The sequence below is a fragment of the uncultured Tenacibaculum sp. genome, assembly GCF_947498805.1.
Classification (GTDB): domain Bacteria; phylum Bacteroidota; class Bacteroidia; order Flavobacteriales; family Flavobacteriaceae; genus Polaribacter.
Window position 1 is genome coordinate 425,147 of sequence record NZ_CANMLT010000003.1, and the last position, 18,266, is coordinate 443,412.

At 30.7% G+C, this 18,266-nt stretch carries 15 protein-coding genes; 3 read left to right on the forward strand and 12 right to left on the reverse strand.

The features are described 5' to 3' along the window. Positions 1–53: 53 nt before the first annotated feature. The 3 genes from Q0873_RS07825 to Q0873_RS07835 form a co-directional block, all read right to left on the reverse strand. The gene (locus Q0873_RS07825) at positions 54–1,322 is read right to left on the reverse strand and encodes an MFS transporter (protein WP_299105733.1); all 1,269 of its coding nucleotides are present in this window, start codon (positions 1,320–1,322) and stop codon (positions 54–56) included. A 16-nt stretch (positions 1,323–1,338) separates the two neighbouring features. Then, the gene (locus Q0873_RS07830; RefSeq protein ID WP_299105735.1) at positions 1,339–1,998 is read right to left on the reverse strand and encodes a hypothetical protein; all 660 of its coding nucleotides are present in this window, start codon (positions 1,996–1,998) and stop codon (positions 1,339–1,341) included. A gap of 228 nt (positions 1,999–2,226) precedes the next feature. Continuing rightward, positions 2,227–3,222: an NAD(P)H-dependent glycerol-3-phosphate dehydrogenase gene (locus Q0873_RS07835; protein WP_299105737.1), complete on the reverse strand. Its 996-nt coding sequence runs from the start codon at positions 3,220–3,222 to the stop codon at positions 2,227–2,229. Positions 3,223–3,311: 89 nt separating this feature from the next. Between Q0873_RS07835 and dut the strand changes: the two genes are divergently transcribed. Further along, positions 3,312–3,743: a dUTP diphosphatase gene (gene dut / locus Q0873_RS07840; RefSeq protein WP_299105739.1), complete on the forward strand. Its 432-nt coding sequence runs from the start codon at positions 3,312–3,314 to the stop codon at positions 3,741–3,743. Here the strand turns inward: dut and Q0873_RS07845 are convergent. From Q0873_RS07845 to recA, 5 genes are all read right to left on the reverse strand, one after another. Then, complete coding sequence (locus Q0873_RS07845) at positions 3,740–4,279, reverse strand: GNAT family N-acetyltransferase (protein WP_299105741.1); 540 nt, start codon at positions 4,277–4,279, stop codon at positions 3,740–3,742. The two genes, dut and Q0873_RS07845, sit on opposite strands and share 4 nt — an antisense overlap. Before the next feature lie 2 nt (positions 4,280–4,281). Next, the gene (locus Q0873_RS07850) at positions 4,282–5,964 is read right to left on the reverse strand and encodes an amidohydrolase (protein ID WP_299105743.1); all 1,683 of its coding nucleotides are present in this window, start codon (positions 5,962–5,964) and stop codon (positions 4,282–4,284) included. 30 nt (positions 5,965–5,994) lie between these two features. Continuing rightward, positions 5,995–6,852 carry an AraC family transcriptional regulator gene (locus Q0873_RS07855; RefSeq protein ID WP_299105745.1) on the reverse strand — a complete coding sequence of 286 codons (858 nt, stop codon included), beginning with the start codon at positions 6,850–6,852 and terminating at the stop codon, positions 5,995–5,997. Positions 6,853–6,967: 115 nt separating this feature from the next. After that, positions 6,968–12,253: a GEVED domain-containing protein gene (locus Q0873_RS07860; RefSeq protein WP_299105747.1), complete on the reverse strand. Its 5,286-nt coding sequence runs from the start codon at positions 12,251–12,253 to the stop codon at positions 6,968–6,970. Positions 12,254–12,488: 235 nt separating this feature from the next. After that, positions 12,489–13,496: a recombinase RecA gene (gene recA / locus Q0873_RS07865; RefSeq protein ID WP_299105749.1), complete on the reverse strand. Its 1,008-nt coding sequence runs from the start codon at positions 13,494–13,496 to the stop codon at positions 12,489–12,491. Between the two features lie 122 nt (positions 13,497–13,618). Here recA and Q0873_RS07870 point away from each other — a divergent pair, with 122 nt between their 5' ends. Together Q0873_RS07870 and Q0873_RS07875 are read left to right on the forward strand one after the other, a co-directional pair. Continuing rightward, a complete protein-coding gene (locus Q0873_RS07870) occupies positions 13,619–14,188 on the forward strand; it encodes a pseudouridine synthase (RefSeq protein ID WP_299105948.1) in 570 nt (189 codons plus the stop codon). A gap of 60 nt (positions 14,189–14,248) precedes the next feature. Then, positions 14,249–15,169, forward strand: coding sequence for a DUF2167 domain-containing protein (locus Q0873_RS07875; RefSeq protein WP_299105751.1), 921 nt, complete (start codon positions 14,249–14,251; stop codon positions 15,167–15,169). Between the two features lie 28 nt (positions 15,170–15,197). Here the strand turns inward: Q0873_RS07875 and Q0873_RS07880 are convergent, their stop codons facing one another. From Q0873_RS07880 to Q0873_RS07895, 4 genes are all read right to left on the reverse strand, one after another. Beyond that, positions 15,198–15,638 carry a GNAT family N-acetyltransferase gene (locus Q0873_RS07880; RefSeq protein WP_299105753.1) on the reverse strand — a complete coding sequence of 147 codons (441 nt, stop codon included), beginning with the start codon at positions 15,636–15,638 and terminating at the stop codon, positions 15,198–15,200. Between the two features lies 1 nt (position 15,639). Continuing rightward, a complete protein-coding gene (rpiB, locus tag Q0873_RS07885) occupies positions 15,640–16,074 on the reverse strand; it encodes a ribose 5-phosphate isomerase B (RefSeq protein ID WP_299105755.1) in 435 nt (144 codons plus the stop codon). Positions 16,075–16,698: 624 nt separating this feature from the next. Continuing rightward, positions 16,699–16,878, reverse strand: a complete 180-nt coding sequence (locus Q0873_RS07890; protein WP_299105757.1) for a hypothetical protein — start codon at positions 16,876–16,878, stop codon at positions 16,699–16,701. A 239-nt stretch (positions 16,879–17,117) separates the two neighbouring features. Then, positions 17,118–18,245: a helix-turn-helix domain-containing protein gene (locus Q0873_RS07895; protein ID WP_299105760.1), complete on the reverse strand. Its 1,128-nt coding sequence runs from the start codon at positions 18,243–18,245 to the stop codon at positions 17,118–17,120. Positions 18,246–18,266: the final 21 nt, after the last annotated feature.

Sequence of the window (18,266 nt, forward strand, 5' to 3'; positions counted from 1 at the left end):
TTATTTAAACAAAAAAAATGAAAGCAATGAGCTTTCATTTTTCATATTATTATTTATTCTAGTTTTTCATGTTCTTCCATGTCTTTAGTTAAATCTAACTTTCGTAAAGTTGGATTCAATATAGCCGTTGTTGCAACGGTTATAAGGGTCATAGTTCCACCAAAAACCACAGCGGTAACTGTTCCCATTAGTTTAGCTGTAATACCACTTTCTAAGGCTCCTAATTCGTTTGAAGACCCTACAAACATCGAGTTCACCGAAGCTACTCTACCACGCATATGATCAGGTGTTTTTAATTGTAAAATAGTTTGTCTAATTACCATAGAAACACCATCCGTAACTCCACTAAAGAATAAAGCTACTAGAGATACCCAGAAAATACTTGATAAACCAAATACTATAATACAAATTCCAAATCCAAAAATAGCCGCTAACAATTTCATTCCGGCGTTTTTACTTATAGGAATATAAGCCGTTATTAACATGGTTAAAAAAGCTCCTACAGCTGGTGCAGCTCTTAATACTCCAAAACCTTTAGCTCCAACTTCTAATATATCTTGAGCAAATACAGGTAATAAAGCAATGGCTCCTCCAAATAATACCGAGATCATATCTAAAGTAATAGCTCCTAAAATTGCTTTCGTTTTAAATACAAATGAAATTCCTTCTTTCAAACTTTTTCCAATAGGTTCTCCCTTTTTATGATTCATAATAGGCTTTCTCTTTATAAAGAACATCATAAGAAAAGATAAAACTACCAGTCCAAAAACAATAGATAATGAAAGATTTACTCCCATTAAATAAATGGTGTACCCAGCAAAAGCTGGTCCTAGAACACTGGCAACTTGCCAAGTTGTACTACTCCATGTTGCTGCATTTGGATATAATTTTTTAGGAACAATAAGTGCTATTAATGAAAAAATAGTAGGACCAAAGAATGAACGTAAAAAACCACCAAAAAATACTAAGGCGTAAATTGAATATAAGACAGCATTAGAACTCCACCCTTCAACAAACTCTGGAGTAGTTAAAAAATATAATCCAAAACTTATCAATGAAAACAAAGCAATACATAGTGCTAATAAATTTCGTTTTTCCTTTTGATCAACGATATGCCCTGCAAACAATGCCATAGAAAAAGCTGGTACAAATTCAAAAGCTCCTATCAGCCCTAAGCTCCACGGGTCTTTAGTAATTGAATATACTTGCCATTCAATAATAATAAACTGCATTGACCAAGCAAAAACCAATAAAAAACGAACTAGAAGAAATATATTAAACTCTTTTATTCGTAGAGACGCATAGGGGTCTTTTTTTTCCATATCAAGATGTAATATGTTAGTTCAATTTTAAATCCATTAAAATGGCAAAGGTTTCATTTACATCTCTTTCTTTTACCACAATGGTCATCTCATGTGTTGTAGAAATAACCTCTTGAACCGCAATATTAGCCCAAGCAAATTGTTTTAAGATAAAATAGTAAACACCAGATTGTTCTAAGTTTTCTTTTGGAAGTTTTATAGTAATTGAAGCTAGGTCATTTACATTATTTATTAAAGTTTCATTCTTAAATATCTCTTCAATAAAAGGTTGTAAATTCTTACTTATTACAATATTCGTTTCGAAAATTCCTTGAGAAACTGTTAAGAAATAATCATTACTATCAGCTGATTTACTTAAAAGTTTAGCAATTTCTCTTAGTAATGAAGTTGTATTTCTAAAGGTATAATCACATAAATCTGAACGAACAATTACATCTCCTAAATTAAGTGCTAAACGCTTAATATTCTTTCGAACCCTTAATTCATTAACAGGAGATAAACGGTTAATAGCCATCATTACCGCTCCAACCTTTACCTCTTTTTTAAGTAATTGTGATACTTCTGGCAAAATCAATCTTGCCAAAGAAGATACATTGATAAGTTTTTCATGCAAAGCCTCTTCAATAAAAGGAGTTTTGCGTATAGTTATTTCAACAGCTTCCTGAATAGTTTTCATTATTGTTTAATTTTAAACCCTGTGTTATAAATAAAAATAAATCTATGTAAAAATATACTTTTATTTAAATATAGCTATTCTTTTATAAAAAACTTTGTAAATGAGAATTTTAGGTTAAATTTGTTGCTATTGTATTTTATACAATACCTACACAACACACTAATTATTTAAGAAGCGATTGGTGGGGTTTCCTTTTAAAAGAAGGATTATTTGTACAAATGCAAACAACTAATCTAATCTATTTGTTAACTTTAAAAACTCATCTTTCGCTTCTTTTTTATCGTACAAGACGTTGTACACTGCATCGATGATAGGAGTTTTAGCCCCATTTTTTTGATTGATTTTGTAAGCGCTTTTAGTCGCATAATATCCTTCTGCAACCATACTCATTTCGAACATAGCCGATTTTACAGTGTATCCTTTACCTATCATATTACCAAACATTCTATTTCTACTAAAAACAGAATATCCAGTAACTAATAAGTCTCCTAAGTAAGCAGAGTTATTAATATTACGCTTCATTTTATGAACTTTCTTAATAAAGCGTTTCATTTCTCTAATAGCATTACTCATTAATACTGACTGGAAATTATCTCCATATCCTAAACCATGTGCTATTCCTGCAGCAATTGCATAAATATTTTTTAACATGGCAGCATACTCAGTACCAATAATATCATCTGAGATTTTAGTTTTAATATATCTTCCAGCGATGTATTTGCTTAAATCTTTTGCTTTTTCCTCATCTTGACAAGCAATTGTTAAGTACGATAAACGTTCCATAGCAACCTCTTCTGCATGACAAGGCCCTGTTATAACACCTATATTTTCAAAAGGTACGTTGTGAATATCATGGAAATGCTCTCCTACAATCAATCCGCTCTCAGGAACAATTCCTTTGATTGCTGAAAAAATAATTTTATTTTCTAATGAAAGAGTTAGCTTTTCTAATTCAGTTTTTAAGAATGCAGATGGAATTGCAAAAATCAATACATCATAATTATCAACAATATAGTTCATATCATCAGATAAGTCTAATTGTTCAGGATGCAATTCTGCCGAACTTAAATAACTAGGATTATGCTTGTTACGTTTTATATGTTCTATAGCATACACACTGCGCATATACCATCCAATAGTGTTTAAATTTTCCGATAACATTTTAACAATAGCAGTTGCCCAACTTCCTCCACCAAGAACTGCTATTTTTGGTTGTTTACTCATAGTAGAAATGTTTGTAATACAAAATTAAGAAAACTAAACTCGGTTTAAAACTTAAGGTTGTTATATTTGAAAAATCAATTTAAAAGACCATGAACGTACAAATTATAAATAAATCAAAACATCAAATTCCTGCTTACGAAACAGAAGGTTCTGCTGGAATGGATTTACGTGCAAATATTGATGAAGCTATTGTTTTAAAACCTTTAGAACGTGCTATTGTAAAAACCGGATTATTTATAGCACTTCCTGTTGGTTATGAAGCGCAAGTACGTCCACGTAGTGGATTAGCTGCTAAAAAAGGAATTACTGTATTGAATGCTCCAGGTACTGTAGATGCTGATTATCGAGGAGAAATAGGTGTAATTTTAGTGAATCTTTCTAATGAAGACTTTACCATAAATGACGGTGAGCGCATTGCACAATTAGTAATAGCAAAACACGAACGTGTGCAGTGGCAAAAAGTTGAGGTTTTAGATGAAACTGAACGTGGCGCTGGCGGATTTGGTAGTACTGGAGTTTAAGAAAGTAATTTATACAACTGACTCATTTTTCTGAGTTCATCATGTAATAATTCAAAATCTAAAAAGCAATGTGAATTGTATTCGTAGCCTCGTTTTTTATAAAACTCAAAGGCCTGTGGTTTTTCATCCATAGCATCTAACCAAATCAGTTCATATTGTTTTTTTATAGTAGTTTCTTCTAACCAATTTAGTAAAGCTTTTCCAACTCCGTTTCCTTGGGTTTTAGCATGTAAATATATTCTGTGAAGCTTTACACTTTTCTTTCCTTCAAATCCTACTAATTCTTTATTCCATATGATTCTGAAGTTTCCTACAATTTCATTTTTAAATACTACAAAATAATAGGCTGTATTCTCCTCTTCTAGCTCTTTAGCTATATTTTCTTTTGAATACTGAGCATTGATATACCAAACACCAGAATCTTTCCAAAAATGCTTATATGCAGCAGTATATACTTCTTGCATTAGTTTAAAAAGAGACTCCGAATCGTTATTCGAAATCTCTTTTAATTGTATATGTTCTGTTATTGATATCAATATTACTTTTTATAAATTTCTTTTCCGTTAAAAATCGTTTTTACAATTTTAGCCGTTTTTATTTGATTTATAGGAATGTCAAAAATATTTTTATCCACAACAACAAAATCTGCTAATTTTCCTACTTCTAAAGATCCTACTTTATTTTCTTGACGCATTACATATGCTCCATTAATAGTATACGATTTAATTGCATCTGCTAATGAAATATTTTGAGGGGCTCTTGTAACTGCATTTTGGATTCCTATAAACGGATTCAACGAGCTCACATTCCAATCACTACTCAAAGTTACTCTCGCCCCAGCATCTTTTAAAGATTTAATTGGTACTAAATTGTTGGCTAAAGCGCTTCCTAGTAAATAATCATTTTCATGCCAGTGATGAGGTTGTGTAAAAGCACCTGCTACTTGCGCATCTGCGGTAACATTTAATTTCTTGAATCTATTTAAATCTGCTATATCAACCATTTCAACATGCGTTAAACGATGTCTTCCTTTTACCGTTCCACTTTGTTCAATTGCATTCAAAGCTTCCGATACTCCTCTATTCCCAATAGCATGTATATGAAAATCAAATCCCACTGCTTCTAATTCTTGAATGTATTTTGCAATTCTATCTTGAGAAAAATAATTCAAGCCATTATTCGTCGCCAAGCCAAAATAATCTTCTTTATAATTAGAATGTAACGCTGCGGTTGTATTATGCGTTATTCCATCTGAATACAATTTAATTTGATTAATTCTTAAAAAGCTATTTTCATTATTTGAAAACAATGTTTTTAGAGAACTTATTTGTGCAGCATCATTTGCTGTAGGGTACGCCCATAAACCTAAATTAAAACGTGCCGTTAATTTATTATCTGCTGCTAAATTTTTCCAGGTTTTATGTTGCGCTCTTTTCCAATAGGTTCTTGCATCAGAAACAGAAGTAATACCATGTTTTGCTAATTCTGGTAATACATAATTCACCATACCATCATATTCTCCATTTGCATCATTTAGAGCAGCTACTGCTTGTTGAAAAACCACATCTCCAGCATTATCAATTAAAATACCTAGCAGCTCCCCTTTTTCTTTCATTATAATTCCACCTTGTGGATTTTTTGAATCCTTAGTAATACCAGCCAGTTCTAATCCCTTTGAATTTATCCACATAGAATGTGAGGTTTGTTCCATAATAATTACAGGACGATCTGACACAGCTTCATCTATAATATCTAACGGGTTTCTCTTTGCTTCCAATAAGGTTCCAATAGAATGTCCAAACCCTATTATCCATTCTAGATTTGGATTTTCTCTCGCAGCTTTTTTAATAGCTGTAATATAATTCTCTGCATTGTCTTCCTCTTCATTCAATTCAAAAACGGTAGTTGTAGATCCTACTTCCATAGGATGCATGTGTACATCATGAAAACCAGGAAGCACTAATTTACCCTGCAAATCAATTTTCTCCGCTCCTTTTTCTAGTTGATTTTCAGCTTCGGTATTCGTCCCAACAAAAACAATTTTATTCTTATGTATTATAAGTGCTTCTGCCCAAGGTTGTTTGTCATTTACTGTGTAAATTTTTCCGTTGAAGTACAGTTTTTGAGTACTATTTCCTTGTCCATGTACATCTATTTCTTCTTTTTTAGTACATGATTTAGTAGATAAAATGATGCTTAATAAAATAACAACTAACTTCATTTTTTTCATTTTAATGTCGATTTTAAAAAATCAACCTTTTAAAGGTACATAAATTTCTGTTTCGTATTCATTAGGATTCTCTGTATGAGACTCGTGTTTTGTATAAAACTCTAAAAAAGGTTTTTCAGATATTTCTCTATTTGTTGAGAACAACCAACTACCAAAAATTTTGTCGTAGGTTTTACTTATAGAATGATAGTTTCCAATATGGGTAAATACAGCATATTCTTGACTTGGAATTGTTTTAATTTTAAACTTTCCATCAGGAATTTCAAGTATATCTTCAATGACTAAACAAGCGTCATAATTATACGTTATACTTTCAGAAATAATTGGTTCATCCCAAATAATTCCAAATGATTCTAACGTATCTACATCAATATTCTCTTGACTAATTTCATCTATTAATTGATTCCAAACCTCATCAATTTTAGTACTATAATAATCTCCTTTAAATGTTTTATACACTACTTTTTTAGTTTCTAAAACAGCTATTCTGTCTTCAAAAAAAGGCATGATTGTGATTTCTTTTGAATGTTTTTTAAACAGTTCTTCTTTTTTAGTTCTATAAATTGCAGGAGTAATTCCAAAATGCTTTTTAAAAGATTTACTAAATGATTGTACATCTGCATAGCCCACTTTCTCTGCTATTTCTTTAATGTCATTATTAGTAAATAATAAAAGTTTAGCACTACTCTCTACTTTTACTCTTGTAACATAAGCTCCTATAGTTTCATTATAGTGTGCTTTGAAAATACGTTGCAGATTTCTGTATGAAAAATTAGAGAGCTCTTCTAAATTTTCAATGGAAATCTTTTCATTGTATTGGGTTCTTAAATAGGAAACTACTTGTTGTAACCGGTTCTTATAAAATTCTTTTGTTTCCATGCTACAAATGTAAAATGATGAGGTTGGTTTGCTTTTGTCTTAAATTGACAATTTAAAAACAAAAAAGATCTAATAAAATTATTAGATCTTTTTTATAATAGTTTTGATTACACCTTTATTCCTTGATAAACATTCTATATTCTTTAATTTGTCCTTGTTCAATTTTTATTAAATATACCCCCGTTTTAAAAGAAGCGATATTAAAATTCACCTTTTTACTAGTAGGATTTTTTACTTCATTTAAGAGTTTTCCAGTAACATCAAAAACACTCAATTTTATATTCTTTTTTTTAATAACATATTTAGATCCTAAATAAAGTGTAAAGCCTGTCTTTACAGGATTTGGGTAAATAATTGTTGTATTATCTTTTTTAAGTGTTTCTTTAAAAACATCTTTTTGAACTATTGTATTTGAAATATTCACTGTATAGTCTTCTACTTCTCCATCACCTATACTCCCACATGCATTTGGAGAAGAATTATATTTCATAGATACGCGCATTCTTGTTGATCCTAATGAAGCTTCATTTGGTACTGTAATTGTTCCATTTACTGCGGTATTCGATGCTGATCCAGCATCAAAGGCAACCTCATTTGCATCAAATACTCCATCCTGATTATAATCTATCCACACTTTAAAATATTCATTATATGCCGATCCTGAATGACCAGGTGTTAAAGTAATTGAAGTAGCAGTTTCTTTTACTAAGGGTATTACTTGATTGGTGTAATCTGAATATAACGCTCCAGTTGAGTTATTTTCAAAGTCTCCAACTTTCACTCCTGCTATCCATTCATATTGTACTCGTGTTCCTGATGCTTCGCAATAGGTAATTGGATTAGGGTTTGTATTATTCAAAATATTCACTGTATAATCTTCTACTTCTCCATCACCTATACTCCCACATGCATCTGGAGAGGTATTATACTTCATAGATACGCGCATCCTTGTTGTTCCTAATAAAGCTCCACTTGGTACTGTAATTGTTCCATTTACTGCGGTATTCGATGCTGAGCCAGCATCAAAGGCAACCTCATTTGCATCAAATACTCCATCTTGATTATAATCTATCCACACTTTAAAATATTCGTTATATGCCGATCCTGAATGACCAGGTGTTAAAGTAATTGAAGTAGCAGTTTCTTTTACTAGGGGTATTACTTGATTGGTGTAATCTGAATATAAACTCCCAGTTGAGTTATTTTCAAAATCTCCAACTTTTACTCCTGCTATCCATTCGTATTGCACCCGTGCTCCTGATGATTCACAATAAGTAACAGTGCTTGATGGATTTACCGTAATAAAGTTTTCTTTTACTATTGAATTATTTCCTCCTAAATTACCAGCTGTAAGTGTTACTTTATAAGTACCTGGTGTATTGTAAACAATTGAAGGGTTTTGATTGGTAGATGTTGATGGAGTTCCTCCTTCAAAAACCCAGTTCCAAGTAGTTGGTTGATTGGTGGATGTATCTGTAAAACTAACTGAATTTCCCTCATTTATTATGGTTTTATCAGCTTCAAAATTAGCAACTGGTGGAGTTACCACTACTCCCGATAAACTTACGGTATAATCTTCAATATCTGCTTCTGCAATTTCTCCACATCTTGGTTTATCATTCTCATCAAATGAATAATATCTTATAACCCTCATCCTTGAATTTCCATTTGAATATATCCTAGGAACTGTTATATTTCCTGTTGCTATAAAAGTATCAGTATCTGAGCTTAAAGCTTTTCTTTCAAATGCAATTTCATCTTCTGAAAATTCATTATTTCTATTCCAATCTATCCAAACAACCAAATTGGTTCCTGCGGTTGCAGATACAACGAGTTGTTTAAATGTTGTTATTTCAATCGGATATGTTTGTCCTTCTACTAAGCCTGTTGATAAACTTGTAAAATCTCCATACCCAGAACCTCCAGTTTCAGTACTATTATTTATATCACCAAAAACTACTTTTGTAATATCTCCTCTATTCGTATGATTTCCTCTTCTTGTAGCTGAACAGTAATTTGTTGGATGAGGAGTAACTATTAATTCTTCTTCATAAGAATCTGAAATTTCTCCTCTTTTTACGGTTAATGATACTTTAAAAGTTCCTTCATTTTCATAGTATATAGCAGGAGGCTCCTTACCATTGAAACTAGAAGGAACACCTCCTTCAAATGTCCAATTCCAAGTATCTGGTTCTTTTAAAGATGTATCTGTAACTTGTAAAAGTCCTTTCGCAGAAATGCTCTCTACCATATCAAATTTGGCTATAGGATGAATAGGATTAGCATTTGAAATGTTTATTGTATAATCTTCTACTTCTCCATGTAAAAAGAAATCACAAGGTGAAGGTTGAGGATTATCGGCTTCAGTTTCATTTTTTACAATTATTCTAAGTCTATAGGTTCCATCTACATTAGGTAAATCCACTTCAGAAGCGTATTCACTTCCAGCAGGAATGGCTTGCGAAATATGAATTTGTTCTCCCGAATCAGCAAAATCCTTATCATTATTTAAATCAATCCATAACCCTACTCTATCTGTTTCTGATGTTCGAATCCCTCCATTTTTTATTGAAAACGTATTCTTACCTGGTCTTACCTTTATTAATTTACTTGAAAAATCAGTATAATTTTCTGGGAAATCAGATACTTGAGTAAACTGTTCAAAATTAAATTCTCCAATAGAGTTAGAATAATTATCATACTTTTCGTTAATATTTGCTGCAGCATAACAATAGTCATTTGGAGTTTCACCAACCGTTATTGATGCATTAGGTGTTCTATTAAATGCAATTGCTAATATTCTAGCTTCGGTAGCTCCATTTTTAGATTCATATTTAACCCATCCGTAATGCAATCTTCCTGCTCTATCTCTAAATCGAAGTCCTGTGTATACTGTATTTCCATTATGAGGCACATTAAAACCTGCTAGTCTAGGCGCTCTATTTACTCCATAACCGGTAGAAACAAAATTATTTGATACGCCTACTTGACTACCAACATTCAATGATTCTGGGTGAAATGTTGTTGCATCCATAGTAAAACCTTTTCCTCTACCATTAAATGACACGTACTCTTTTCCATCTGAATTAGACACAAAATGTGTTACTGCATATCTTGAATTATCTCCAAAATCAAAATCAGTATCAACATATACCCATCTATTGTTTAAACCACTATTTATCCATGGTAATAACCCTGCTGTATTTATATAAGTTATTCCATAAGGATCAAAAAATCGTATTTGAACATTAAAGCTTGTTCTATTAGTTGGTACTATACTAAAAGCAGATTGATTAAATTGTAGTTTAACTAATTTACCATCTCCTTTAACATGTGAACTTGCTGTTCCAACCAATTTTAATTTTGCTAATTGACTATTTATTTTTTGAATATCAACGCTTAATCCTGCTGGTAAATTACTTGCTGTATAATGAATTCCTTCAATTAAATTTTGATTTGTAAACGCAGCAGAGCCTTCTAAAATAACATCTATTTCTTCAGCGAAAGTTCCAGTATTTGTTTCTTGTTCAAAAAAAGTAGGTTTTGACAATGCTATAACAGGTTTGTCTGAGACCCCCGCTTTAACCTGAACATCAGGATTTTTATGAGAAAAATAATCTATAAACTGTGCTATTTTCCCATCTGAAGAAACCTCTACTCTAGCCCATCCATAGTAATATTTACCAGGGAACTCTGCCCGCTCAATTCTTAGTCCAACAAAACCTCTTTTTCCTTTCCATACTTGATAAGAATCATCCACTAAAACTCTATCTAAATCATTATGATCCCAATTTAAATTGCTTCCAATGTTAGTTCCTTCTTCTATTAATAATACTTGTTTATTAGCATTTACGGCAACATGTTTTGTACCTGCATCAAAACCAAACATAATCCTTTCATTATCAATAGACAACTCATATCTAGGTCTTTGTTCTTCTGGATTGATTCCAAATGAAATAAAACTATTACCATCTACAGAAACTTGTCTTAGCTCATCAAATGTTTGGTAACTACTTTCATATGGGTTGTTAAACTCGATTCTTAAATCTGGTTTGCTGTATCCTTTAATACTAGTTGCATTAAATCCTAAAAATGCTGTGTTATTAAATGTTAGTTTTAGATTTCTAATATCATTTTCTTTTGAATGATTTCCAGCATTTACTAATAATTTAACCGTAGCTTCTGTAGCTGTAGAACTAATTATTTGTACTGATAAACCTTGAGGTAAATTTTCAACCGTAAATGCAGAATTTGATAAAGTCCCTATAGTTGAAAATTTCGGTCCGTTTTCTAATCGAATCTTCACTTCCCTATTTCCTCCTATAGCCCCATTATTTTCAAAACTTTCCGTAAATGTGGTAAAGTCATAGTACAATTTTGGCTCATTTGAGTTTTGAGAAAAAACATTTACATGATTTGAAGTTTGCCACAATGGCTTTCTTGTTGAAAACTCTAAAGCTGCTTGCATTCGTTGAACTTGTCCTATAGTAAACATTCTATAGCAATCGGTATAATCCATAAAATTTTCGGAGTTTGGTATTCCTGCTCCTGGACATTTTTCTTGAGTAACAAGACACTCTAGACTTACGGTTGTTGCCGGTGTATCATTTACATTATCTCCTGTTCCTGAGCAACCTCCTTCAAATGTGTGCGCTAAATTTAAATAATGAGCAAACTCATGTGTTAATATCCTTCTAAAATTTTCATTACTGTTTGTTCCTAAATATCTTCCATTAAAAACAGCTCTTGCTACATTTCTATCCGATTGATCCTTATTTGGATACCAAGCAACTCCAGAACGATTTAATTTACCATCTTTCTTTAAATCTAATAAGATATACACATTGAAGTATTTATAGTTATCCCAAGCAAATTTTGCTATCTCTTCATCATAAATATTGTCTGCTCCAAAACCTGCTCTGTTTGTATAGTAATTTATTCCTGTAGTTGGATTACCATTGGGATCTATTTCTGCTAAACGAAATTCAATATCTAAAGTTGATCTTAGTGGTTTAAATTGATTAGAAACATCGTTAAAATCGTTATTTAAACCATTAAAATCTTCGTTGGTTTTCTTCAGTGCATCTTTTACTAAGGCATCATCTACTTGTTTACCAACGAAATCGGTTCCGAAAATATGAAATACAATAGGTATTACATATTTAGATGATCTATTTACTAAATTTCCAGAAGCATTTTTTGTTTCTTTCTTTTTCTCTTCAATAAACTTCTTGGTAAAATCTTCTAGTTTTTTTGCTTCTATATAAGCTTTAGGGTTATTTGAAAAATAATTTTCTCTAGAAGGTGTTTCACACCTTAAGGGAGCATCTGTCTCTTGACAAAAAATTGACGTTGTAAAAGTTATAAAAACTAATACAAAAAATGTTTTAATTTGTTTCATAAGAAGGGTTAGTTAATTGTTAATTATTTGCAATTTATATTTAAAAACCACCTCTTATTTTTACTTGATAATTTAATATTATGATTAGATAATTTTATGTCTAAAATTGTTAAACTAGTTAATAAAGTATAATCATAAAATATTGATTTACTGATATTTGAAAACAAAAAAAAGCTGTTGAAATAAATCAACAGCTCCTCAAAATAGTAATAGTTTAACTTTTAATTTAAATTACTTAATCTTGATTTTCAATAGCTTCTTTTATTTTATTTTCTAGTTCCTCCATTAGCTCAGGATTATCTTTAATTAATCCTTTAACAGAGTCTCTACCTTGTCCTAATTTTGTATCTCCGTAACTAAACCAAGATCCGCTTTTCTTAATAATTCCGTACTCCACTCCAATATCAAGTACTTCTCCTACTTTAGAAATTCCTGCTCCATACATAATATCAAATTCAGCAGTTTGAAACGGTGGTGCTACTTTATTCTTAACAATCTTAACCTTAGTACTGTTACCAATAACTCTATCTCCATCCTTAATCTGAGTTCTTCTTCTAATATCTAAACGAACAGAAGCATAGAATTTTAAAGCGTTACCACCAGTAGTCGTTTCTGGGTTACCAAACATTACTCCAATCTTTTCACGTAATTGGTTAATAAAGAAAACAGTACAGTTAGTTTTACTAATTGTTGCCGTTAATTTACGTAATGCCTGAGACATTAAACGAGCATGAAGACCCATTTTAGAATCTCCCATTTCACCTTCTATCTCAGATTTTGGTGTTAAAGCAGCAACAGAATCGATAACTACAATATCAATAGCTCCTGAACGGATTAAGTTATCAGCTATTTCTAAAGCTTGCTCACCATGATCTGGTTGAGATATAATTAAGTTATCTACATCTACTCCTAAACTCTCTGCATAAAAACGGTCAAAAGCATGTTCTGCATCAATAAACGCAGCAATACCTCCTGCTTTTTGTGCTTCAGCAATTGCATGAATAGTTAAGGTAGTTTTACCTGAAGATTCTGGTCCGTATATTTCTATAATTCTTCCACGTGGATATCCTCCAACTCCTAATGCTAAATCTAATCCTAAAGATCCTGAAGAAATGGCATCTACATCATCTACTTGGGTATCACCCAACTTCATTACTGTTCCTTTTCCATAAGTTTTATCTAACTTATCTAGCGTAAGTTGAAGCGCTTTTAGTTTCGCTTCTTTTTCTTTATCTACTGCCATAAAACGTTCTAATTGTTATTAAAAAATAAGAGTTGCTAAGGTATGAAAAACTCCCCGTTATTTACTAGCTTTTTACTGCTCAATATTTGTAATTTTGTTTTCCTTATTTTTTATCTATGCAAATGCACCGACATTTTATTATTCATAAGCCTTATGGTTTTCTTTCTCAGTTTATTAACAATCAAACAAAACGAAAGAAAAAACTATTGGGTGAATTAGATTTTACCTTTCCTGAAGGCACGATGGCAATTGGTAGATTAGATGTAAAATCAGAAGGATTATTGTTATTAACAACCGATGGAAAAGTAAGTGATTTTATTACTACAAGAGGAAAGGTTGAAAAGGAATATTATGTCCAGGTGAACGGTCAAATTACCACCACAGAAATTCATCAATTAACCAAGGGTATTGAAATAGGTATTCACGGAAAAAAATACATTACAAAACCCTGTAAAGTAAAACGAATAAATACCCCAAATTTTGCAGAGCGTTCTAAAAAAATACGCGACGATCGTCATGGACCTACTTCTTGGATTTCCATCACTTTAACCGAAGGTAAATTTCGACAAGTTCGTAAAATGACTTCTGCTGTAGGCTTTCCTACTTTGAGATTAGTACGAATTCGTATTGGCAATATACTTCTAAATAACCTACAATCTGGAGAGGTTATAGAAGTTGAAAAATTGTTATAATTAATGTTTCATTGATTTTTGTATTATTGCACTGCTATAAATTTTAAAAATCAATTAACTATGAAAAAGATACTTATCTTTTCAATTGCGCTATGCACGCAATTTTTATCATTTTCTCAAGAAACAGAAAATGATACCTTACAAATTTCAGAAGAACAATACATTCAACAAGTTGATAGTATTAATAAATCATTTACTTATCAAGAAGGTGTTGTTTCTTTAGATAATGGAATAGCTGAAATTAAAGTTCCGGAAGGTTACAAGTTTTTAGATGCTAAACAAAGTGCTGTAGTTCTTACTGATTTATGGGGAAATCCTCCTTCAGAAGTATTAGGAATGTTATTTCCAAAAGACATCAATCCTATTGACGAAAATTTCACCTATGCTGTTGAAATTACGTATTCTGATGATGGATACATCAATGATGAAGATGCAAAAGATTTAAACTATGATGATTTACTAAATCAAATGCAAGAAGATACAAATGCTTCTAATTCGCAAAGAAAGAATTTGGGATATCCTACAATGGAATTAATAGGATGGGCATCTGCTCCTTTTTATGATGAAGTAAATAAAAAACTACATTGGGCTAAAGAAATAAAATTTGAAGGAGAAGAAATAAACACTTTAAACTATAATATACGTGTATTAGGTAGAAGAGGATATTTAAACTTAAATGCTATAGGTACTATTGATGTGCTTCCTGTTTTTAACAAAGATGTAAATCAAATTTTAAATAGTGTATCTTTTACTGAAGGAAATAAATATGCCGATTTCAATCCAGAAATGGATGAAGTTGCAGCATATGGTATTGCAGGTTTAATTGCTGGAAAACTATTAAGTAAAGCAGGATTTTTTGCAGTGATATTAAAATTTTGGAAAGTTATTCTGGTTGCTTTAGCTGGAGGTTTTGCAGCTGTAAAGAGATTCTTCTTTGGTAATAAAGAAGACGATGAAGATCAAAAACAAATAACTTCTTAAAAATAAAGGCTGAGAAAATTTTCAGCCTTTATTTTTTTATCATTTTTATATGAGGAATTCCATCCTCTAAATACTCTTCACCTATCTTTTCAAATCCATGAGATTCATAGAATTTTTTCAAATACACTTGCGCTGATATCGTTATTTTAGAATTGTTAAAAACTTCCTCAATAGTTTTAATAGAAGCTTTAATAATATCGTGTCCATAACCATACTTACGTTCCTCTTTTTTTACTACTACTCTACCAATACTAGGTGTATCAAAATAATACCCGCCATCAAAAATGCGTGTATAAGCTACCGTTTTATCTTCCTTTAGCCCAATAACGTGCAATGCGTCTTTATCTTTACCATCTACGTCTTGATATGCGCAGTCTTGCTCTAGAACAAAAACTTCAGAACGTAATTGAAGTAAATCATATAGTTCTGAAGTTGTTAATTCTTGAAATGTTTTTACTTTTATATTCATATTAACAGTCACATGCTATTTTATTCACTCTATTAGCATGTCTTCCTCCTTCAAATTCAGTAGTTAAAAATACCTTTACAAAACCTAAAGCTTGCTGTAAAGACACAAAACGAGCAGGAATCGTTAAAATGTTTGCATTATTATGTTGACGTGTTAATTCAACCAATTCGTTATTCCAACATAATGCTGCTCTAACCCCTTGATGCTTGTTAGCAGTCATTTGCGCACCGTTTCCACTTCCACACAAAATAATACCCATTTCTGCCTGACCTGTTTCCACTGCTTCTGCAGTAGGATGAATCGTATCTGGATAATCCATACTATCATTCGTATTCGTTCCAAAATTGATCACTTTATGGCCCATTTCCTCTAAAAGTTGAACGATTTCAAACTTGTATTCAGTACCTGCATGGTCATTACCAATAGCAATTGTCATAATTTGTTGATTTTAATTTAGTTGTGAGCTACAAAAATACAGTTATTAACGGTTATCAACAGTAATTAACAATGCTTTTTTTGTAGTCCTTAATAACCTCTTGTATAATAACGGATTAACTCATATCAATATAATGTTAAGAACTAATCGTATGTTTTTAAAAAAATATTTGATTATTTACATAAAATTTACAATACAAGAACTCACTTTAATTATGCAACTTTTTTTTTGAGTTTTTAATGAACATTTATCAACATAAAATTTACAATTTATTTACAGTGAAATTCTAATTAACTATTCAATAAAACATGTTGAACAATGTTTATAACTTTTGTTAATAACTGTATTTTATAGTTGATTTTTAGCTTTTTATTGGACTGATAACTTGTTATTATTTTTTAATAACTGAAAAAAACAAATATTAAATCCATTTTTTACTCTACATATTCACAAGCTATAATAACAATCATATTCTTTTTTAAATTTTTAAAATCTTTTTTATTAATAATATAATATGTTAATAACAGTTAATTTTCAAAAATTGAGAATGCACTAATTTTGATCGAAAATGAAAATTAGTTTCTAAAATTGTGTTTGAGTAAGTAAGTTTTAAAAGTAGGTAATTTAGGCCGATTTAGTTTTTTTTAAGCTTTTTACTAAATGTAAAGTGTCCTTAACCTTTACTGTTTCTGCCTCTGTAGGATTCTTTTTGTTTAAGGTAGCATTAATGCTTACAGCAGTTACTACGATACCTGCTATAAAAATGAATAAAAATAAAGCTATTATTTTACGTAAGTTTTTCATTTATAATGCCTTTCTATATAGTAAAGACGAATAAATTTAACAAACGTTACAGTTTTCTTAAGTTTTTTTTAACAGAATCGTATAAGTTTATAAAACTTGACTCATTTTTTAATTTTATTTATAAAACTTGACTACTAAAAACTATTGGTTGTATAAATTTACCACAGAGAAGATATCAATATTTCACTTTTCCCCTTATTAATATAAAGGTTGACATTCCCCTTAAGATGTCAACCTTTTTAGTTTTTTAAGTATTCCTTCCTGTAAACTGTTGGTGTCATGCTTGTATTCTTCTTAAAAGCATTGTAAAAAGTAGCTTTATTGTTAAAACCTACGTCTAATGCAATAGCAAAGATGGTATCTGGAGTTTCTTCAAGTAGTCTTTTCTTTGCTTCTGCTATTCGAAAAGAATTTATATAATCTGGAAAACTGTTTTGAGTGTTCTCATTAATAGCTTGAGATATATAAGGTATTGGTTTAGAGAGTTTTTTAGAAACTTTATCCATTTTTAATTCAGAATCTAAGTATAACCTTTCATCTTTGATCAATTGATCAATTTTTTTAAACAATTCAGAAGAATCAGATAATGCAGAGCTTTTATATTTTTCTTTTTCTTCTTCAGAGAGATCTTCATAGTTTCCAGTGTAAGCAAATACAGGAAAGTACATCATGGATAAGCTTAAAAAGACAAAAAATATAGATTGAATCACGTTTTCAACATTAATGATTAAATCTAGATTTTGTCTATTAAAAGATAGTAATATAGTGTTGATAAATAGTAAACTATAAACTATAATTGAAAATGTTAATATGATATTTCCCCATTTGTAATAGAGAGACTTATGTGATTTCAGATCAATAACTACAGGAATATTTTTTAAAGTTTTATAGGCTAAAATGATTAGAATTAAATTGTAAAAAGACATGATAAATTCATCAATATCAGCAAGTATTACAAATAATTTAAAATCGGGGTTTGTAAAATTCCGTATTCCTGATGCATCTACTTTTATTAACAGATCTTCTATTAATACAAAGAAAACCACTCTAACAATTGTTATTACAATGGTAATAACTGTGATTCTTTTAATCTTTTCAAAAGAGTTGGAGAGGGATTTTACAAATAACAAAAAGAAGTAACCAGTAAAGTGAGAGAGTATAATAGCTAAAAAGATAAAAATGTTATAGCGTAATGTTCCATATTCACTTATGATATACTCAGCTATAGAAGAGGAAGTAAAAATTAAAACAACCCCAATGATGGCCAACTTTGCTATTTTATTCTTCCCTAAACTGTGTCGTACAAAGAAAATATATAGTATTAAAGCAAGCCCGATAATAGTGTTAATAAATGGCAAGTTACTCATATTAAACTATTTACCATACAA